Raw genomic sequence first — 18,140 nt, 5'->3', positions numbered from 1 at the left:
CACGCCGCAGACCACACCCGACCGAAGTCGATGTGGTCCCGGGTCACCAGGAACGTCGCTACAGGCACGCGTCCATTGGAACACCGCCCCCAGCTCAGGTCAACGCACCGCAGGTCAACGCACCGCAGGTCAACGCACCGCAGGTCAACGCGCGTGCGACGGCGTCCGGCGGCGGGTGAGGTCCTCCAGCAGCGCCACCGCGTGGCTCGCCTGCCCGTAGGGGACGAAGAGGTGGTCGTGATGGAAGCCCGCGACGACGTTGCAGCTGAGCCCGGCCTCGGCCAGCACGTCCGCGACGGCGGCCGTCATGCCGACCGCCTCCAGCGCGGAGTGGACCCGCAGCGTGATCCAGCCCGCGACGTAGTGGTACGCGAGCCCGGCGGCGTCGGCCTCCTCCTGGGGCACGACCACGGTCAGACCCTCCGGCTCCTGCACCGTCACCACGGGCCGGACCTCAGCGGGCACCGGCCCCGACAGCGTGCAGAACACGTACGCGCCGGGGTGGAGCTCGGGCTTCATCTCGGCCAGCAGCTTGTCCAGCCTGATCTCACCGGTCATGGCTCAAGGCTAGGTGCGGACCCGGGTCCCCGCCTGCGGACGTGCCCTCTGGTCCGGTCAGCTCGGCTTCACCCCGCGCACCAGGCCAGCGCCGAGCAGCGCCTCGTGTGCCTGGCGGACCCCACGCCGGACCCGCTGCGGATCCGGCGGGCCGCCCGGGGTGTCCTCCAAGCCCTCCACGAGTTCGAGCAGCGCCTCGCCCAGGGCCTGTGCCCGCACCTCCAGCCGCGCGACCCGCTCGTCCAGGGTCGTCGCCTCCACTGCTGTCGGCACTGCCGTGTCCGTCACCGGCTCCGGCTCCGTCACCGTCACCGTCGCCGTCGCCGTCGGCTGCGGCTGCGGCTGCGGCTGCGGCGGCCGCTCGTCCGCACCCGTCGCGTCCGCGCCTGTCGCGTCCTCTCCGATCCCCGAACCCGCAGGGCTGATCAGGCCGTAGTGCCCGTCGTAGCGCGCGTAGAGGACGGCCCCGCGACCGGAGGCCGGGTCGGCGAAGAAGAGGAAGGGGTGGTCCGAGGCGTCCAGGCTGGCCCTCGCCTCCGCGACAGTCAGCACCGGCGCGGCGCTCTTGAGCACCGTGACCTGGACCGTCGGCGGGGTCAGGCCCTCCGGGTCGGGGGCGACCTGGGCCAGCCGGAACGGGCCGGGGCCGAAGCGGTAGAGCACGCTGTCCTGGCCGCTGCCGGACTCGGTGAAGAGGTGGAAGTCGAAGTCCATCGTCTCCAGGGTGAACGCCGCCTGGTCGATGGACTCGCGCACCAGGGCGACGTCCTTGTGGCGGCTGATCACACGCTGGTCGGCGGGCAGTTGCACCCTCGTGGGGCGGCGCAGCGGCTCGATGCCCTGGCGCCAGTCGGTGATCCCGGAGTGGTCGCTGTCCGGGGCGGCGTGCCCGCGCCGGGCCCACTCCATCCGGGAGAGCTGGATGTCGAGCCGATCGCGCAGCACGGCGATCGCCTCGGCCATGGTGTCGGCGGCGACCTGGGCGCGGACGGTGCCGCCCTCGACGGCCAGCACCGCCTCGGCCATCGCGGGTCGGCCGGTGGCCTGGCGCGTCCGGCTCAGCCGGACGTCAGCCGCGCGCGCGTGCTCGCCGGTGTCGTTCAGCAGCTCCTGGACGGTCGCGCGGGCCAGCTCGGTCGTGGCCGAGGACAGCTCGCCGCCCAGCACCGTCACCTGCAGATCGGGCGAGAGCCCGCTCGGAACGTCAGTGGTCATGTCTCTTCGCTCCGCTCGTCGCCGGGGCCGTCACCTTCGACGGTAAGGCGGGATGGCCCCCACGTCGCACCGGCAAGGTCCCTAACCGGCCAAACTCCGACCATTGCCCCAACATTGCCCGGCCACTGCCCGACGACGGAGCGGTCAGGACGCGCCGGAGTTGGTCTGTGCCGGGCCGCCGTTCCCCTGCGACGGCGGCTGCACGCTGCCGCCGCCCGTACTGCCGACGCTCCCCCCGGTGTTGCCCGTGCGCGAGCCGCCGCCACCGTCGTGCGAGGGGACGAGCTTGCCAAGCGCCGAGAGATTGGGCAGGTCATGGGCGTAGCCCAGGCCCAGGAGCAGCGCGGCGGCGGTGGAACCGATCGCGGTCCAGCGGGTCACACCGCTCACCCGATGCAGTCCGATGGTGCGGCGACGGGCCCGCTCGCTCGCGGACACGGGCCCGGACCCAGCCCCGGGTATGGCTGCGTTCATCGCGGCCCCCTCACCTCTGCTCTCTTCAGTGTGCTTGAGTGACCGTCAACCTGAGGTTCGAACCGGCTTCAGATCCGGTAAAGAACCCCGGACCGCGACCACCGGGGGCACTCGCGCCACTCCGAGAGCTCTACGCTGAAGCAATGGCACAGGTAACCGATCCGGCAGCAACGGCGGCGCCTCTCTCCGTGCTGGTGGTCGAGGACGACCAGGGCATCGCCGACTCCCTGGTGCGCGGGCTGAGCAGGGCCGGCTACGCGGTCCGTTGTGTCGGCACCGGCATCGACGCGCTGGCAACACGGCCGGTTCCCGACGTGGTGCTGCTCGACCTCGGCCTGCCAGACATCGACGGCGTCGAGGTGTGCCGACGGATGCGCCGCCAGTCCGACGCCGCGATCATCGTCGTCACCGCGCGCGGCGAGGAGGCGGACCGGGTCGCCGCGCTGGACGAGGGGGCGGACGACTACCTGGTCAAGCCCTTCGGGCTGGCCGAGCTGCTGGCCCGGCTCCGGGCCGTGCTGCGGCGGACCCGCCCCACCGGCGCCGAGCTGATCGTCCACGGCCCGCTGACCGTCGACCCGCGCACCCGCCGGGTGACCGTCGGCGGCGAGGAGATCGCGCTCACCCCGAAGGAGTTCGACATCCTGCACTGCCTGGCCGTCGACCCGGGCCGGGTGGTCACCCGTCAGGAGATCCTGGAGCGTGCCTGGGACGCCCACTGGTACGGGCCGACCAAGGTGCTGGACGTCCACATGGCCGCGCTGCGCCGCAAGCTCGGTGTGCCCGGCCTGGTCGAGACCGTCTACGGACGCGGCTTCCGTCTCGGCAGCGACTTCACCACCGCCCCTGACCCCGACACCGACTCCAGCACCGGCCCGGACTCCAGCGCCGAACCCGACTCCAGCACCGACGCCGACGCTGACAGCGCGACCTCGTGACCCGGCGGATCGCCCTCAGCGTGCTGGCCCTGGTGGTCGCGCTGCTGGTGCTCGCGGTGGTCCCGCTCGGCATCTCGATGACCCAGCGGGAGAACGACTCGTTCCGCGAGGAGACCGCCGCCAAGGCCAGGACCATCGCCTCCGCCGCCGAGGAGCACCTCTCCGACAACCGTCCGGACACCGACGCCCGCGAGCAGATCGAGGCCGCGACCGACGCGGGCGACTGCGCGCAGGTCTACGACGCGCACGGCGCACTCTTCCTCACCACCCCGTGCAAGGCCGGGCCGCTCCCTGCGGGCGCGGTCGCCGAGGTGCAGCGGACCGGGCAGTCGCAGACGGTCCAGGACGACAGCCGGATGGCGATGGTGGTCCCGGTCGGCGACTCGGTGCCCGCCTCGGGCGTGCTGGTCTTCTCCCGGTCGACCGACGACCTCAACGACCAACTGCTCGCCATCTGGGGCTGGCTCAGCCTGTGCGGGCTGGGGGCGCTGGTGGCGTCGATGCTGGTGGCCACCCGGCTGGCACGCTGGGTCGGCCGCCCGCTGGTCTCGCTGGACGACGCGGCCGCCCGGCTCGGCGAGGGCGACCTGACCGCGCGCGCCGAGGTGACCCAGGGGCCGCCGGAGGTCCGACGGCTCGCGGCGACCTTCAACTCGATGGCCGCCCGGACCGAGAACCTGATCCACGGCCATCGTGCGGTGATCGCCGACGTCTCCCACCAACTGCGCACCCCTCTCACCGCGCTGCGCCTCCGGCTGGACCTGCTGGCCGCCGACGCGGCCGCCGATCCCGAGGGCGAGGACGACACCGCGCACGAGCTGGCCGGAGCGCAGGAGGAGATCGCCCGGCTCTCCCGGATGGTCGACGGCCTGCTCGCGGTGGCGCGCGCCGAGAACGCGGTGCCGCGCCAGTCCTCGGTCCGGGTCGACCAGGTGGTCGCCGACCGGATCGCCGCCTGGCAACCGGTCGCCGACGAGCGCGAGACCCGGCTGCGGCCCCGTGGCGGCCACGGCGTGATCGTCTCGCTCGGCGAGGGCGACCTGGAGCAGATCCTCGACAACCTGATCGCCAACGCCCTGGAGGCGGTGCCGGCCGGCGGCTCGGTCGAGCTGGTCACCTCACGGGACGCGGAGCGCGGTGAGGTCCGCCTCTCCGTGGTCGACCACGGCCCGGGGATGGACCAGGCCGCCCGCGAACGTGCCTTCCGTCGCTTCGACTCGGGCCGGGAGAGCGGAACCGGACTGGGCCTGGCGATCGTCCACCGCCTGGTGACCGCGAACGGCGGCAGGGCCGAACTCGAGCAGACGCCCGGCGGCGGGCTGACCGTGCACCTGCTCCTCCCCGCCGCCCCGCCCGAGGCGCGCGCCCCGCGCCGCGACCGACGTCCGCCGCGCAGCGGGCTGTCAAACCCAGGCCCGAACGGATGATCCCCGTCACCTTCCGGGCCGTGCGGGAGCTGCGCGAACGTGGACCCTTGCCAGTTCTTAGTAATTCCTGAACCGGAATCCGACCTCTCCCTGGGCACGCTGGACGAGCAGACCGCCCCACCCTCACCTGTCCAGGAGGAGTCAAGGATGGACTCGACCGAACATCCGGCCGCTGCCGACCGCGCTCGTTCCCATCGCCGGGACCGTTCCGTGCGTCGGGTCGGAGCCACCACGCGCTGGGTCACCGTGGCCGCAGCCGCCGGCTCCGTCGCGCTGGCCACCGGCTACGCCTCGGCCTCGACGCCCGCCGCCGGGGCGCACAGCAGCACGGCCGCGCCGAGCCCGGACGCCTCCCACGTCGCCCACACAGCGAAGCCGTCCGCGAAGCCGAGCCCCACCCACACGGTCGCGCCCAAGCCGAAGCCCCACATCACCCCCACGGTGGCTCCCCACACCGTGGCCCCGGCGCCGGTGCAGCAGCCCACCACCGCGCCCGCCCCCGCCTACACGCCGCCGCCCGCTCCGGCGCCCGTTCCCACCACTGCGGCCCCCGTGCCGACCCAGGCGGCCCCGCCGCCCGCACCCGCGCCCGCGCCGTCCCAGACCACGACGGGCGGTTCATGACGATGCTCGCCCAGGAGCCCGGCCAGGCCGTCTTCCCGGTCTTCGGTACCAGCGGACATCTGCTGGTCAGCGACCCGGGGCTGCTGCCCGAGGCCCTGGTCAGGCTCCAGTCCGAGCTGGCCGCGATCGACGTCGCGTGCAGCCGCTTCCGTCCCGACGCCGAGCTGGCCCGGGCCAACGCCATGGCCGGGTCGACCGTCGTGGTCGGCCCCCTGCTCGCGGAGGCCCTGGACGTGGCCTGGCGCGCGGCCGAGGAGACCGGCGGGATCGTCGACCCCACCGTCGGCGCGGCCGTCCGCGGCCTCGGCTACGACCGCACCTTCGCCTCGCTGCGCCCGGAGCAGGTCGGCGCGGCCACGACCACGCCCGCACCGGGGCTGGCCGGCATCGAGTGGGAGCCCGCCCGGCGTCGGCTGCGACTGCCCGCGGGCGTCGCGCTCGATCTGGGCGCGACCGCCAAGGCCTGGGCCGCCGACCGCTGCGCCGCCCTGCTCGCGCAGAGCACCGGGTGCGGCGTGCTGGTCAACCTCGGCGGCGACCTGGCCGCCACCGGGCCCGCGCCCGAGGGCGGTTGGCGGGTCGGTGTCGCCGACGACCACCGCGCGCCGCAGCCCGACTCCCCCGTCGTGGCCGTGGAGCGCGGCGGACTGGCCACCTCCGGCACCGCCGTCCGCGCCTGGACGCGCGACGGCCGCCGGGTGCACCACATCGTCGACCCGCGCACCGGCCGTAACCCGCAGCCGTGCTGGCGCACCGTCACGGTCGCGGCTCGGTCCTGCGTCGCCGCCAACACCGCCGCCACCGCGGCACTGATACTCGGCCCCGAAGCCCCCGACCGGCTGCGTGAGGCCATGCTCCCCGCCCGACTCGCGCACGAGAACGGCGACGTCGTCCGCGTCTGCGGCTGGCCCGCGGACGCGCCCGCTCCCCGGCGAGGTGCCGCATGAACCCCGCGCTGACCCCTGCTCTGCACTCGGCCCTGCTGGCCGCGTCCAGCGGGCCCAGCCCGCTCTGGTACGCCACCCGCGCGGGCGGCACCATCGCGCTGGTGCTGCTGACCGCGACCCTGGCCCTCGGCATCGCCGTCGGCGGACGCCACGAGCCGCGTACCCTCGCCCGGTTCGAGGTGACCTCGCTGCACCGCAACCTTTCCGTGCTGACCCTGGTCTTCCTCGCCATCCACATCGTCACGGCGATCCTGGACACCTTCGTCCACCTCGGTTGGTGGATCACCCTGGTGCCCTTCACGTCCGGGTACCGCACGCTCTGGCTCGGACTCGGCACGGTCGCGTTCGACCTGATGCTCGCCGTCGCGATCACCAGCGCGACCAGCGGCATCCGGCTGCGTATGGGACAGCAGCGCTGGAAGGCGGTGCACTGGCTCGCCTACGGCTCCTGGCCGATCGCGGTCTTCCACGCCGCCGGCACCGGCACGGACACCACGTCCACGCTCCAACTCGCCCTGTACGCCGTCTGCCTGGCCGTCGTCATCGCCGCCGTCTGGTGGCGGCTGTACCGCGCCGGGCCCGCGCACCGCGCCCTGCGCCTCTGGACGGGCGTGGCAACCCTGGCGGTCCCCCTCGCCCTCGCCGCGTTCCTGCACGTCGGCCCGCTGGCCCCCGGCTGGTCCCACCGCGCCGACGCACCCGTAAGTCCCGTGGCAACCATGGAAGGAGCCGTGACCCGATGACCGCAGAAGCCGCCTACGACTCCTACGACTCCGTCCACGCCACCCGGGCCCTGCCGCTCGCCGACGGCTCCCGGCCCGGCCCGCACGGCACCCGGCTCTTCTCCGGCTGGTTCACCGACGGCCGCCCGGCCGACCTGACGGACCATCTGGACCGCTACGGTCCGCCGCCGATCGAGCGCGCCGCCGGACGCCACGGGCACGAGTCCGCGCTGATCCGCGCCGCCGAGGCGGCCGGGCTGACCGGACGCGGCGGCGCCGCGTTCCCCACCGCGATCAAGATGCGGGGCGTCGCGTCCGGTCGCGGTCCGGCCGTGGTCGTGGCCAACGGCATGGAGAGCGAGCCGGCCAGCTCCAAGGACCGGACGCTGCTCCAGCTCGCCCCTCACCTGGTCCTGGACGGGATCGCGCTGGCGGCCCAGGCGGTCGGCGCCGACGAGGCCCACTTCTGCGTGGCCCGTCCCCGTACCGGGCAGATCCGCGAGCTGCGCGCCGCCCTGGCCGAGCGCGCGCAGCGCGGCCTGGACCGGATTCCGGTACAGCTGCACGAGCTGCCGCACCACTACGTCTCCAGCGAGGAGACGTCCCTGGTCAACTGGCTCAACGGCGGCGACGCCCGGCCGATGTCCACGCCCCCGCGCCCGTTCGAGAAGGGCGTCGGCAAGCGCCCCACGCTGATCGACAACGTGGAGACCCTGGCCCACCTGGCGCTGATCGCCCGTTACGGCCCCGAGTGGTACCGGGAGGCGGGCGCACCCGACGCGCCCGGCACCACGCTGGTCAGCCTCTCCGGCGCGGTCCGGCACCCCGGCGTCTACGAGGCCCCGATGGGCGCCACCATCGGCCACCTGCTCAACCACGGCGGCGGCCCGAGCGGCCCGCTCTCCGCGATCCTGGTCGGCGGGTTCTTCGGCAGTTGGCTCCCCGCCCGGACAGCTGCGGAGACCCGGTTCACCAAGGAAGACCTGTCCGCCCTCGGCGCGGGCCCCGGCGCCGGAATCCTGGTCGCCCTGCCGCACCAGGCCTGCGGACTGGCCGAGACCGCCTCGATCCTGAGCTTCCTGGCCAACAACAGCGCCCAGCAGTGCGGCCCCTGCCGCTTCGGCATGCCCGCCGTCGCAGACGACTTCGCGACGCTGGCCTTCGGCGAGGCGGATCCGTCGGTCCTGATGCGGCTGGAACAGCGCGCCGGTCTGCTCGCCGGACGCGGGGCCTGCCGCCACCCCGACGGGGCCTCCCGCCTCGCCGCCACGGCGCTGCGGACCTTCGCCGCCGACGTGCAGAACCACCTGCGCTTCGGCCCCTGCCCCGGCACCAACCTGCCCCCGGTGCTCGACGTCCCGGACAGCCCTGTCCCCGACCCGGAGGAGTGGAAGTGAGCGTCATGCCGTTCACGCGGTCCCGTGAGCTGACCCTGCGCATCGACCGGATCGCCTGCGAGGGCCACGGAGCCTGCGCCGAACTGCTGCCGGAGCTGCTGTCGCTGGACGAGTGGGGCTACCCGATCGTCCACTCCGCGACCGTCCCGCCGGAGCTGTTGGCGCACGCCAAGCGCGCCGTCGCCGCCTGCCCGGTGCTGGCGCTGCGGACGGACCGCTCCGCGCGCTGAGCCGGCCCGTCGGATAACCTGCCCGGGGGCCTCCGGGGCCTCCGTGGCCTGAACGAGTTCTTAGTCATCGATCATGCAGACTCTCCCCGACAGGCCCGCCGTAGGCCCGTCCGGAAGGAAGCACCGGTGACCACTGCAAGCGTCGCGCCGTCCCGCCAGGAGCAGCGGCAGTCGCACGGCCCCGAGGGCAACGCCCGACTGACCGGTGCCGTGGGGACCGTGCTGCTGGTGCTCTTCGCCGTGCAGGGCTTCACGATCCTGTCGCTGACGCAGCTGCTGCCGGTGCACTTCTTCTTCGGCATGCTGATCATCGGCCCCGTGCTGCTGAAGATCGGCACCACCGGCTACCGCGCCTTCCGCTACTACACCGGTGCGCCCGCGTTCCGCCGCCACGGCGCCCCGCACCTGGCGCTGCGGCTGCTCGGCCCGCTGCAGATCCTGATGTCCGTCGCGTTGCTGACGACCGGCATGACGCTGGCGCTGGTCGGCCCGGGCACGCTGGCCCAGCAGGTGCTCTTCCTGCACAAGGCCTCGTTCTGGCTCTGGGTCGGACTGACCTCCATCCACGTGCTGACCCACCTGTGGCGGCTGCCCCGGCTGGTCGGCTCGGAGCTGCGCCGCGACGCCGTCCCCGGGCGCGGCCTGCGCTGGACCCTGCTGGCCTCCTCGCTGGCCACCGGCGCCCTGATCGCCCTCTGGGGCCAGCACCTGGTCACCAACTGGGGACGCTGAGGCGACACCGCAGAAGGCCGCCCCCGCTCGACGCGGGGGCGGCCTTCTTGCTTCACCTGGGTCAGGAGACCGTCAACGGTGCGGAGAGGGCGACGTCGTACGGCGTCGTGTCGTCGTTGTCGATCTGCACCTGGTAGCCGCCCGGCTGGACGGTCGGCGCGGCGGCAGAGTCGATGTCGCCCTGGCTCACCGCCAACTGCCGCAGGTCGAAGCTGATCCGGACGGTCTTCGACTGCCCGGCGGCCAGGTCGACCCGGGTGAAGCCGACCAGACGCTGCGGCGGGGCGATGGTCTGGTCACTGACCGGCTGCGCCACATAGAGCGGCACGATGTCGGTCCCGGCCCGACTGCCCGTGTTGCTCACCGTCACCGTCGCGGTGACCTGGCCGCCGCGCGCGGATGCCGTCGGCGGCACGCTCAGGTCCTTGACCGCGAAGCTCGTGTAGGAGAGGCCGTAGCCGAACGGGTAGAGCGGGTTGTAGGCGTGGCCCGCCCCCGAACCGGTGCCCGGGAGTTGGTCGAAGAACTTCGGCTCGTCGCCGAGCGGCGAGGGCGCGGTGCCGTTGAAGTCACCGCCCACCGTGGTCGCGTCCGAGGCCCAGGTGATCGGCAGCTTGCCACTCGGGTCGATCGTGCCGAACAGCGCCTGCGCGACGGCCTGACCGGCCTCGGTGCTGCCCTGGAAGTCCATCAGCACGGCATTGGCGTTCTCCGCCGGGCCAAGGCCCAACGGTCGTCCGGCGATGACGACGACGATGACCGGCTTGCCGGTGGCCTCCAGCGCGGAGATCAGCGCCTTCTGGTCGTCGGCCAGCGCCGGGGCCGGGTTGTCGCCGAGCCCTTCGGCGTAGGCCTTCTCGCCGACGGCGACCACATACGCACTGGTGCTCGACGAGTCTGCCACGGCAGTCGCCTGGTCGGGCGCGTAGACAGCGTTCGGGTCCATCGACTTGATGCCGCCCAGCACGGTCGTCCCGGGCGGGATCTGGTTCGGGTCGCCCATGCAGCAGACGTGCCCGGCCCCGGCGACGCCCTGCCAGCTGACGCTCCATCCGCCGAGCTGGTTGGTCATCGAGTCGGCGCTGGGCCCGGTGACCACGATGTGGCTGCCCGCGGGCAGCGGCAGGGCGTTGTTCTGGTTGCGCAGCAGGACCAGCGACTCCTGGGCAGCCTTGAGGGTCTGGTCACGCCCGGAGGTGACGGCGGCGTCGGCGGCCGACGCGTCCACGCAGGGGGCGTTCGCGTCCGTCAGACAGGGCAGGTCGAAGAGACCCAGCTTGAACTTGAGCGTGAGGATCCGGCCGACGGCCTGGTCGATCCGCTGCTGGGAGATCCGACCGGTCCGCACGTCCTGGAGGATCGCCTGCTGCCACGAGGCCGGGTCGTTGACCTGCATGCTCATGTCCACACCGGCGTTGACCGCGGCGGCGATGGCGCCGGGCAGGTCGGCCGCGATGTGGTAGGTCGTCTGCAGCGCGGTGACGTCCTGGTAGTCGCTGATCACGACCCCGCCGAAGTGCATCTGGTTGCGCAGGATGTCGGTGAGCAGGTAGTGCGAGGAGGTCGCCGGGACGCCGTTGATCGAACCCGAGTCGACCATCACGGTGTCGGCGCCCGCGTCGATGCCCGCCTCGTAGGAGGGCAGGATGGTGGACTGGAGGTAGTTGAGGGGCAGCAGCGCCTCGTCCCGGTCGTGGCCGTTGATCGACTGCGAGTAGCCCGCGAAATGCTTGACGGTCGCGCTGACCGGCAGCGAGCCCTTGGGACCGGGGGCCTGCATGCCGGTGATGTTCGCGGCGCCCATCGCCTCGGCGAGTGCCGGTTCCTCGGACCAGGTCTCGTACGTGCGGCCCCAGCGGGGATCGCGGGCCAGATCCTGGACCGGTGCGAAGTCCCAGTTCCAGCCGGTGGACCGGAGCGCGTTCGCGGTGACCTGGCCGCCCGCCTGGGCGAGCGACGGGTCCCAGGTCGCGCCCATGCCGAGCGACTGCGGGAAGAGCGGCGCCTGGTAGGGGTGCCCGAAGCCGTGGACGGCGTCGACCCCGAAGAGCAGCGGCAGGTGCAGCCGCGAGTGCTGAATCGCGTAACTCTGGATGATGTTGTACTCGTTGGCCCAGTCGTAGCCGGTGTTCCCGGTCCCGCCCTTGCCGGTGGTGTCGACCGGGTCGTTGGTGCCGCCCGCCAGCACCGAGCCGACGTCCTGGCCGACCAGGATCTTCTGCATGCAGGACGGGTTGGGCACGTTGAAGCCGTTGTCGGCGCAGGTGGCGCCGTTCGGGTCGGTCAGGGTGGTGACCAACTGCTGGTCCATCTGCCCGACCTTCTCCGGCAGCGTCATGGCGTGCAGCAGCGCGTCCACGCGGGTGGCGACGGGCAGGGACCGGTCCAGCCACGCGGCGGAGCCCGACGCCGAACCGGCGCCCGGGGCGCCCCGGCCGGCGGAGGCGGCGGAGGCGTTCCCGCCGGCGGTGAGCAGCGGGACGGCCAGGGCGACCGCAGCGGTCGCCGTGGCAGCCGCCAACAGTCGGGGATGGCGGGTGGCACTGAAGAGCTGGGCACTGAAGCTGGAGGATCTGGGGATCGTCACGAGGACTCCTGGTTCGGGCCGTTCGGCTTCGATCGGAAGGGAGCGCTCTCTCACAGGCCGTCAGGCATGCCCCACCACCGCGCGGCGCGGGCATGCGTTCAACTGATGACGCCTCACATGGAGCCACTGATGCGGCACGAGCGTCAAGACTGCTTACAGCGTTGACTTCTTGAACGCAGGTGCCCTCCTGAGCGCCGACGCCGTCATCTCGTCAAACACAGGGACGGCTCAGCCAAGCGCGCGCGAGCGCTCCCCCACGGCGGGCGGTCCAGGTAGGGTCGGTTCCTTCCGCCTCCACGAAAGGCCCGCACAGGTGTCCTCCACCCGGCCGTGCTCCACTCCGGAGTCCTCCACGGAGTCCTCCACGCGGCTCCGCCTGCGCGCCGAGGCCGACCTCGACGCCTGCGTGCGCGTGCTGGCCGAAGTCCACGAACGCGACGACTACCCACAGGACTGGCCCGACCTCCCGGCCGCCTGGCTGACGCCGCGTCGGATGCTGACGGCCTGGGTGGCGACGGTCCCTACGCCTCGCGGCGATAGCGGGAGCGTCAACTTCGGTGGTGGAACCGGGATCGCAGGCCATGTCGCGCTCTCCGCGAGCGGGCCGGGCGACTCCGCACCGGCGCTGTGGAGCAGGGCGACCGGCCGTCCCGAGGCCGAGGCGGCCGTGGTCAGCCGGCTCTTCGTCGACCCCGCCGCGCGCAGCCTCGGCACGGGCGCACTGCTGTTGACGCGGGCGACCGAGGAGGCGCGCCGTCGCGGTCTCGCACCGGTCCTCGACGTGGTGACCACCGGCGCCTCCGCCGTCGCCCTGTACGAACGCGCGGGCTGGTCCCTGCTCGGCACGGTCGACCAGCAGTGGGGACCGGACCGCCTTGTCCCCGTCTACTGCTACGCCGCACCCGCGTGACGGCTTCTCAGCTTCTCCGCTTCTCCGCGCGTCGGCGGTCCTCAGCCGAGGCCGTCCGGCCCCTGCAGCAGTTCCGCGATGCGCGCGTCGACCTGCTGCCGGTCGTAGCCACGCCAGGCCACGTCGAACGCCGGCGGCTGCCCCTGCGCCTCCCCCTGTGCCGGAAGGTCACCGCGGGCGAGCGCCGCAAGGAAGGTGTCCACCTGCGCACGCACGTATCCCCGCCGCACCACGTCGAAGCCCGTGCGGACAGCGTAGTGCGCTCAGCCGCTGTACCCGAGACGCTTCGCCGCGAGTCCGGTCAGGATCTCGTCCGCGCCGCCGCCGATGGCGAGGATGCGGACGTCGCGGTAGTGGCGCTCGATCTCCGACTCGCGCATGTAGCCCATGCCGCCATGGAGTTGGAGGGCCTCGTGGACCACCCACTCCGCGGTCTCCACCGCCGTGTTCTTGGCGAAGCACGCCTCGGTCACCACGTCCCGGCCCGACCCGTCGCCCGCACCGCCGCCGGCCCCGCCGCCCGCGATGTGGCGTTGCGCCACATGGTGGGTGTAGACGCGGGCGACGTCGATCCGCCGCGCCATCTCGGCGAGCGTGTGCTGGACGACCTGACGGGAGATCAGCGGACGGCCGAAGGTGTGCCGCACCCGGCACCAGTCGACGGCCAGGTCGAGCGCACGCTGGGCATGCCCGTACGCCTGCGCCGCGAGCGCGAGCCGCTCGGTGACGAACTGCGTGGCGATCTGCACGAACCCGCTGTTCTCCGCCCCCACCAGGTTGGCCACCGGCACCCGCGCGTCCGTGAAGGACAGCTCGGCCGTGTCCGAGCAGCGCCAACCCATCTTCTCCAGCCGCCGGGTCACCGTGAATCCCGGCGTGCCGCGCTCCACCACCAGCAGCGAGATCCCGTGCGCGCCCGGTCCGCCGGTGCGGACCGCGGTGGTGACGAAGTCGGCCCTGCAGCCGGAGGTGATGAAGGTCTTAGCCCCGTTCACCACATAGTGGTCGCCCTCCCGGCGCGCGGTGGTGCGGATCGACGCGACGTCGGACCCGGCGTCGGGTTCGGTGATGCCCAGCGCACCGATCGCCTCCCCCGCCAGCACCGGCCGGACCCAGCCGTCGAGTTGGGCCGGGTCGCCCGCCGCGACGAGGTGCGGCAGGGCGATGCCGCCGGTCAGCAACGACGCCACCAGCCCGCCCGAGCCGCCCGCGCAGAGCAGTTCCTCGGTGACGGCCAGGGCGTCGAGCAGATCCCCGCCTCCGCCGCCGAGCGCGGTCGGCAACGCGACACTCAGCAGCCCGATCGCGGCGGCCTTGCGGTGCAGCTCGCGCGGGAGTTCGCCATCCTGCTCCCACCGGTCGAGCTCGGGCAGGACCTCGGCCTTGACGAAACGCCGTACCAGCGCCCGCAGTTCGCTTCGCTCAGCGGTCTCCGTCACAACTCCTCCCGGATCCTGGTCGCGTCCGTGCCCATCGCACCGCGTCCGACTCCGGGCGGTCCGGCGAAGGCCTGGGCGATCCGCAGCCAGGTGGCGGCGTCCGGGCCGACGGCCTGCAGATCGGTGTCGGCAAGGGCCCTGCGCTGGGTGACCAGCAGGCAGAAGTCCAACGCGCTGCCGCTCACCCGCTGGTCGGCGCCCTCCGGCCCGTAGCCCCAGACGCTGCCGCCCTGGCCGCCCGGCGCGCGCAGCTCCACCCGGAACTCGGCGGCCGGCGGCGTCAACCCGTGCACGGCGAAGGCGAAGTCGCGGGTCCGGACGCCGAGTCGGGCGATGTGGCGCAGCCCGTCGGTGGGTTCGCGGACCAGTCCCAGCGCGTCGTGGACGTCCTGGCCGTGCGCCCAGGTCTCCATCAGCCGTGCCGTGGCCATGGACGCCACGCTCATCGGTGGCCCGTACCAGGGCAGTCGCAGCTCCGGCGCGGCGTCGGACAGCGCCCGCGACAGTTCCTCGCGCCCGGCACGCCACTGCGCCAGCAGCCGCTCGCGCGGCCGGGCGGCCCACTCACGCGCACATGCGTCGACGTACGCGTCACCGGCCTGCAACGCGCGGACGCGCTCCTCGGCAAAGGCCTCCGGCGTCCGGACGGCGACGAGCGCCTTGGCGTCCGTCCAGGCCAGGTGGGCGATCTGGTGGGCGACGGTCCACCCCTCCGCCGGGGTGGACGTGGCCCAGTCGGTCTTCTCGTCGGCCACCACGGCGTCGATACGCCGTGACTCGGTGTCAAGGTCGGCCAGGATCGGCCGTGGGTCCGCCATGGATCGTCTCCCACTGCTGCGTTCCGGACAGCTCGCGCGTCGACGATGACACGGCGTCAGAAAAGAATCAATGACGCCTGATTGTTTTGCCACCCCCGCACGACCGGGAAATCCGTGAGCGCCGAGGAGGTATCCGCCGTCCGAGTGGTTGCCGGAGCAGACCCGGCTCGTTGTTCCGAGTATGAACACGGACGCACCGGAAGCCGGCCCTGCAGTCGCGGGCGAAGAAACGTTCCAGCAGACGTGGCTGCCAGGCCGTGAACCGGAGTCCGCGCAGCATCCGCGGCCGGCGCTCGCAGCTGCTCCAACACCCACTCCGACACCGGAACCGGAACTGGAGCCGGAGCCGATCTACGCCGATCTGTCCCGCGTCTGGGTGCGCGAGGGCCGGACCGTGCCCGGGGTCCCCGACCAGGAGTGGCAGCATCTCGCCCGCGCCGCGCCGCGCTTCTTCACCCCGCCGCTGTCGTCCGGCCTGCTCCCCGGCCCGCGGAGCGAGTCCTCGGGCCGCCATCGCCGCGACCCGGACAGCGGCGACGGCGGCGACGGCGGCGAGCAGCATGAACGGCGCGAGCAGCAGGACGCCTGAGAGAGCGCCCAAACCTCACGCGCCGCTCCCCCAGAGCGACGCGACGACCGCGCGGGTCGTCACCCGGAAGAGCCGGTCCACGTCCGGCGGTTCGGCGAAGGCCTGGGCCAGGCCGGGGTCCTGCTCGGCGGTCGCGTCGTCCCACAGGTCCGGCTCGCCGGGATGCTGCACCGGCGCGCGCTCGCGGTTGCGCTCCACCAGGACGAAGCCGACGACGTGGAACTGGACCGCTCGCACCGCCTCCGCCGCAGCGGCCCCGCGCAGCCCCGCCGCGTGCGCCTCATGGGCGAGGGCGCGCTGCGCGGGGAGCATCATCCGCTCGGTCAGCCCGCGTTCGTGCACCAGCGCGATCAGATGCGGGCGGGCGCGCAGCTTCCGGCGCAGCTCCAGGGCGACGGACTCGGCCCGAGCGGCGGGCGTGGCGCCCTCGGCGCGGATCCGGCCCATCTCGCGTACAGTCCGGGCGACCAACTCGTCCAGCAGCGCCTCGCGGTTGCCGACATGCCAGTAGATCGCGGTCACGGCGCAGCCGAGTTCGGCGGCGAGCCGTCGCATGGTCAGCGCCGCGGGCCCCTGGGCGCGGACCAGGTCCGCAGCGGCGTCCAGGACCGCGTCCTTGCTGAGCCTGCCGAGCCGCTCGTTCACCACCACGTGTCCCTCACCTCCCCTTGGGTCCCCTGGGGGATCAAAACTGACGCACCATCAATTCTCCTCCTCCAGCGCCGCCGTGGCCGACCTCCCGGCATCGGCGACCCGCTCCAGGAACTCCGCGATCACGCGCAGCTCCTCGGCGTCGTAGTCGGAGCAGATCTGCCGCACCGCTCCGTTCATGCCCGCGAACTGCTGGAACACCTCCCCGCCGCGCTGTGCCAGCGCCCGGACCAGCACCGCCCGCCGGTCCTCCGGCGCACGCTCGCGCACGATCCAGCCGTCCCGTTCCAGCCGGTCCAGGATCCCGGTGACGGTGGCCGGATGCAGGCCCGCCGTCCGAGCCAGCGCGCCGGGACCGATCGGACCGAGACGATTGATGAGGTCCAGGCAGTCCATGTCGACATCGCGCAGCCCGAGCCGCCCGCTGACCCGGCGGTTCAGCTGCGCCAGCTGGATCCCGAGCTCGCGCAGGCTCTCGGTCACGTCACGACGGACCACGCCGCGCCCCTCTGGTCGAGATGTTTTGGAATCCATATGATATCATCTCCATAGAGTACGGCGTACAAAGTAGACCCTACCCACGCCCACCCCAGGGAAGACGCCATGAAGCTCGTCATCGTCGCAGCGACCGGTGGCATCGGCCGCCAGCTGCTCGCCCAGGCCCTCGCCGCAGGACACCAGGTCACCGCCGTGGTCCGCACCCCGTCCAAGCTCGACGCCGACGTCCCGGCGGTGACCGTCGACCTCTCCCACCCGGATCCCGAGGCCCTCCGTACCGCCGTGACCGGCGCGGACGCGGTGCTCTCCGGCCTCGGCGCCCGCACCAAGGCCGACCACGGCGTCGCCACCCGCGGCACGGTCGCACTGGTCGACGCGATGCAGACCGTCGGCACGCAGCGCCTGGTCCTGGTCAGCGCCGCCCCGATCGGCACGGTCCCGTCCCCCGGCCGGCCGAACCCACCGCGTCACGACCCGGGCGACGGCTTTTTCATGCGTCATCTGCTCAACCCCATGGTCAAGCAGGCGTTCAAGGGCCATTACACCGACCTGGCCGCCATGGAGGACGCCGTCCGCGCCTGCTCCCTCGACTGGACCCTCATCCGGCCGCCGCAGCTCACCGACGGCCCCCGCACCGGCGACTACCGCACCGCCCTCGGCCGCAACCTCAAGGGCGGCACCAAGATCTCCCGCGCCGACGTCGCCGACCTGATGCTCCGCACGCTGACGCGACCGGAGTCCGTGCGGCAGGTTGTCGGGATCGCGTACTGACGGGCCGTCAACCTGGCCTAGTCTCGGGAAATGACACAAGGCCCTATCCCCCAAGGCCCGATCACCCGCGATGTGCTGATGACCCTGGACGAGGCGCGGGATCGCATCCTCGCCCGCCTCGACGGGCTGAGCGACGCGGAGTACCTGTGGCAGCCCGTCCCCGACTGCCTGACCGTCCGTCCCTCCGACGACGGGGGCCGCTTCCGCGCGGATCCGCGACCGGGGCGGGACGCCACGCCCGCGCCGTTCAGCACCATCGCCTGGCGGATCTGGCACATCGGCGCGGACTGCCTGCGCGGCTACGACCGGTACTTCAAGGGCGGGTTGGTCGTTCCGGCGGACGACAGCCGGGACTGGCCCGGCACGGCTGCCGAGGGCATCGCCCTGCTGGCCGAGGACTGGGGCCGGTTCCGGGCCCGGGTCGCCGCGACGGGCGACGCGAGGCTGGTCGAGCCGATGGGACCGATCGCGGACCCCTACGGCGCGGACAGCTACCTCGCGCTCGCCCTGCACGCCCTGGACGAGGTCGCGCACCACGGCGCCGAAGTGGCCGTGCTGCGCGACCTCTACCTCCACGGACTGCGCTGATCCCTACTGCTCACACCACCTGACT

Annotated in this window: 21 protein-coding genes; 12 read left to right on the top strand and 9 right to left on the bottom strand. The window is 73.0% G+C overall.

Annotation, left to right across the window (positions count from 1 at the left end; all coding sequences use genetic code 11):
• Positions 1-144 precede the first annotated feature (144 nt).
• From ABH928_RS22655 to ABH928_RS22645, 3 genes are all read right to left on the bottom strand, one after another.
• Positions 145-558, bottom strand: a complete 414-nt coding sequence (locus ABH928_RS22655; RefSeq protein ID WP_370069317.1) for an ACT domain-containing protein — start codon at positions 556-558, stop codon at positions 145-147.
• A 57-nt stretch (positions 559-615) separates the two neighbouring features.
• Positions 616-1,773, bottom strand: coding sequence for a sigma 54 modulation/S30EA ribosomal C-terminal domain-containing protein (locus ABH928_RS22650; protein WP_370069315.1), 1,158 nt, complete (start codon positions 1,771-1,773; stop codon positions 616-618).
• Positions 1,774-1,917: 144 nt separating this feature from the next.
• Positions 1,918-2,247, bottom strand: coding sequence for a hypothetical protein (locus tag ABH928_RS22645; RefSeq protein WP_370069313.1), 330 nt, complete (start codon positions 2,245-2,247; stop codon positions 1,918-1,920).
• 143 nt (positions 2,248-2,390) lie between these two features.
• Here ABH928_RS22645 and ABH928_RS22640 point away from each other — a divergent pair, with 143 nt between their 5' ends.
• The 8 genes from ABH928_RS22640 (at position 2,391) to ABH928_RS22605 (ending at position 9,264) form a co-directional block, all read left to right on the top strand.
• Positions 2,391-3,185, top strand: coding sequence for a response regulator transcription factor (locus ABH928_RS22640; protein ID WP_370069311.1), 795 nt, complete (start codon positions 2,391-2,393; stop codon positions 3,183-3,185).
• Positions 3,182-4,612, top strand: coding sequence for an ATP-binding protein (locus ABH928_RS22635; RefSeq protein ID WP_370069309.1), 1,431 nt, complete (start codon positions 3,182-3,184; stop codon positions 4,610-4,612). Before ABH928_RS22640 ends, ABH928_RS22635 begins: the two co-directional genes overlap by 4 nt.
• Positions 4,613-4,759: 147 nt before the next feature.
• Positions 4,760-5,236: a hypothetical protein gene (locus ABH928_RS22630; protein WP_370069307.1), complete on the top strand. Its 477-nt coding sequence runs from the start codon at positions 4,760-4,762 to the stop codon at positions 5,234-5,236.
• Positions 5,233-6,183, top strand: a complete 951-nt coding sequence (locus ABH928_RS22625; RefSeq protein WP_370069305.1) for an FAD:protein FMN transferase — start codon at positions 5,233-5,235, stop codon at positions 6,181-6,183. Before ABH928_RS22630 ends, ABH928_RS22625 begins: the two co-directional genes overlap by 4 nt.
• Positions 6,180-6,926, top strand: a complete 747-nt coding sequence (locus ABH928_RS22620) for a ferric reductase-like transmembrane domain-containing protein (RefSeq protein WP_370069303.1) — start codon at positions 6,180-6,182, stop codon at positions 6,924-6,926. Before ABH928_RS22625 ends, ABH928_RS22620 begins: the two co-directional genes overlap by 4 nt.
• Positions 6,923-8,302 (top strand): NADH-ubiquinone oxidoreductase-F iron-sulfur binding region domain-containing protein, encoded by a 1,380-nt coding sequence (locus tag ABH928_RS22615; protein ID WP_370069301.1) that lies wholly within the window; start codon positions 6,923-6,925, stop codon positions 8,300-8,302. Before ABH928_RS22620 ends, ABH928_RS22615 begins: the two co-directional genes overlap by 4 nt.
• Before the next feature lie 5 nt (positions 8,303-8,307).
• Positions 8,308-8,532, top strand: a complete 225-nt coding sequence (locus ABH928_RS22610) for a ferredoxin (RefSeq protein WP_370069357.1) — start codon at positions 8,308-8,310, stop codon at positions 8,530-8,532.
• A gap of 126 nt (positions 8,533-8,658) precedes the next feature.
• Complete coding sequence (locus ABH928_RS22605; protein WP_370069299.1) at positions 8,659-9,264, top strand: hypothetical protein; 606 nt, start codon at positions 8,659-8,661, stop codon at positions 9,262-9,264.
• Positions 9,265-9,325: 61 nt separating this feature from the next.
• On the opposite strand, the gene ABH928_RS22600 is transcribed toward ABH928_RS22605, so the two are convergent.
• Entirely contained in the window at positions 9,326-11,851 is a 2,526-nt protein-coding gene (locus ABH928_RS22600; protein WP_370069297.1) for a glycoside hydrolase family 3 N-terminal domain-containing protein, read from the bottom strand.
• A gap of 313 nt (positions 11,852-12,164) precedes the next feature.
• On the opposite strand from ABH928_RS22600, the gene ABH928_RS22595 reads away from it, so the two are divergent.
• On the top strand, positions 12,165-12,761 hold the full coding sequence (locus tag ABH928_RS22595) for a GNAT family N-acetyltransferase (protein WP_370069295.1): 597 nt from the start codon (positions 12,165-12,167) through the stop codon (positions 12,759-12,761).
• A gap of 41 nt (positions 12,762-12,802) precedes the next feature.
• Here the strand turns inward: ABH928_RS22595 and ABH928_RS22590 are convergent, their stop codons facing one another.
• Genes ABH928_RS22590 through ABH928_RS22580 form a run of 3 tightly spaced genes read right to left on the bottom strand, consistent with a single transcriptional unit; the run spans position 12,803 to position 15,018 of the window.
• Positions 12,803-12,994 carry a hypothetical protein gene (locus tag ABH928_RS22590; RefSeq protein WP_370069293.1) on the bottom strand — a complete coding sequence of 64 codons (192 nt, stop codon included), beginning with the start codon at positions 12,992-12,994 and terminating at the stop codon, positions 12,803-12,805.
• Positions 12,995-13,024: 30 nt separating this feature from the next.
• Positions 13,025-14,200 carry an acyl-CoA dehydrogenase family protein gene (locus tag ABH928_RS22585; RefSeq protein ID WP_370069291.1) on the bottom strand — a complete coding sequence of 392 codons (1,176 nt, stop codon included), beginning with the start codon at positions 14,198-14,200 and terminating at the stop codon, positions 13,025-13,027.
• A complete protein-coding gene (locus ABH928_RS22580) occupies positions 14,197-15,018 on the bottom strand; it encodes a TIGR03084 family metal-binding protein (protein ID WP_370069289.1) in 822 nt (273 codons plus the stop codon). Before ABH928_RS22580 ends, ABH928_RS22585 begins: the two co-directional genes overlap by 4 nt.
• Before the next feature lie 181 nt (positions 15,019-15,199).
• On the opposite strand from ABH928_RS22580, the gene ABH928_RS22575 reads away from it, so the two are divergent.
• Positions 15,200-15,607 (top strand): hypothetical protein, encoded by a 408-nt coding sequence (locus ABH928_RS22575; protein ID WP_370069287.1) that lies wholly within the window; start codon positions 15,200-15,202, stop codon positions 15,605-15,607.
• A 15-nt stretch (positions 15,608-15,622) separates the two neighbouring features.
• On the opposite strand, the gene ABH928_RS22570 is transcribed toward ABH928_RS22575, so the two are convergent.
• Together ABH928_RS22570 and ABH928_RS22565 are read right to left on the bottom strand one after the other, a co-directional pair.
• Positions 15,623-16,258: a TetR/AcrR family transcriptional regulator gene (locus ABH928_RS22570; RefSeq protein ID WP_370069285.1), complete on the bottom strand. Its 636-nt coding sequence runs from the start codon at positions 16,256-16,258 to the stop codon at positions 15,623-15,625.
• 51 nt (positions 16,259-16,309) lie between these two features.
• Positions 16,310-16,756, bottom strand: coding sequence for a MarR family winged helix-turn-helix transcriptional regulator (locus ABH928_RS22565; RefSeq protein ID WP_370069283.1), 447 nt, complete (start codon positions 16,754-16,756; stop codon positions 16,310-16,312).
• A gap of 105 nt (positions 16,757-16,861) precedes the next feature.
• On the opposite strand from ABH928_RS22565, the gene ABH928_RS22560 reads away from it, so the two are divergent.
• Entirely contained in the window at positions 16,862-17,527 is a 666-nt protein-coding gene (locus tag ABH928_RS22560) for an NAD(P)-dependent oxidoreductase (RefSeq protein WP_370069281.1), read from the top strand.
• 30 nt (positions 17,528-17,557) lie between these two features.
• The gene (locus ABH928_RS22555; RefSeq protein WP_370069279.1) at positions 17,558-18,115 is read left to right on the top strand and encodes a DinB family protein; all 558 of its coding nucleotides are present in this window, start codon (positions 17,558-17,560) and stop codon (positions 18,113-18,115) included.
• Positions 18,116-18,140 lie beyond the last annotated feature (25 nt).

The sequence above is a fragment of the Streptacidiphilus sp. MAP5-3 genome (genome assembly GCF_041262505.1).
Lineage (GTDB): Bacteria > Actinomycetota > Actinomycetes > Streptomycetales > Streptomycetaceae > Streptacidiphilus.
This window is presented reverse-complemented; position numbering and strand designations above follow the sequence as displayed.

Coding starts and splice junctions, on each gene's coding strand:
- ABH928_RS22655 (WP_370069317.1), bottom strand. CDS start 558: ATGACCGGTGAGATCAGGCTGGACAAGCTGCTGGCCGAGATGAAGCCC.
- ABH928_RS22650 (WP_370069315.1), bottom strand. CDS start 1,773: ATGACCACTGACGTTCCGAGCGGGCTCTCGCCCGATCTGCAGGTGACG.
- ABH928_RS22645 (WP_370069313.1), bottom strand. CDS start 2,247: ATGAACGCAGCCATACCCGGGGCTGGGTCCGGGCCCGTGTCCGCGAGC.
- ABH928_RS22640 (WP_370069311.1), top strand. CDS start 2,391: ATGGCACAGGTAACCGATCCGGCAGCAACGGCGGCGCCTCTCTCCGTG.
- ABH928_RS22630 (WP_370069307.1), top strand. CDS start 4,760: ATGGACTCGACCGAACATCCGGCCGCTGCCGACCGCGCTCGTTCCCAT.
- ABH928_RS22625 (WP_370069305.1), top strand. CDS start 5,233: ATGACGATGCTCGCCCAGGAGCCCGGCCAGGCCGTCTTCCCGGTCTTC.
- ABH928_RS22620 (WP_370069303.1), top strand. CDS start 6,180: ATGAACCCCGCGCTGACCCCTGCTCTGCACTCGGCCCTGCTGGCCGCG.
- ABH928_RS22615 (WP_370069301.1), top strand. CDS start 6,923: ATGACCGCAGAAGCCGCCTACGACTCCTACGACTCCGTCCACGCCACC.
- ABH928_RS22610 (WP_370069357.1), top strand. CDS start 8,308: ATGCCGTTCACGCGGTCCCGTGAGCTGACCCTGCGCATCGACCGGATC.
- ABH928_RS22580 (WP_370069289.1), bottom strand. CDS start 15,018: ATGGCGGACCCACGGCCGATCCTGGCCGACCTTGACACCGAGTCACGG.
- ABH928_RS22575 (WP_370069287.1), top strand. CDS start 15,200: ATGAACACGGACGCACCGGAAGCCGGCCCTGCAGTCGCGGGCGAAGAA.
- ABH928_RS22560 (WP_370069281.1), top strand. CDS start 16,862: ATGAAGCTCGTCATCGTCGCAGCGACCGGTGGCATCGGCCGCCAGCTG.
- ABH928_RS22555 (WP_370069279.1), top strand. CDS start 17,558: ATGACACAAGGCCCTATCCCCCAAGGCCCGATCACCCGCGATGTGCTG.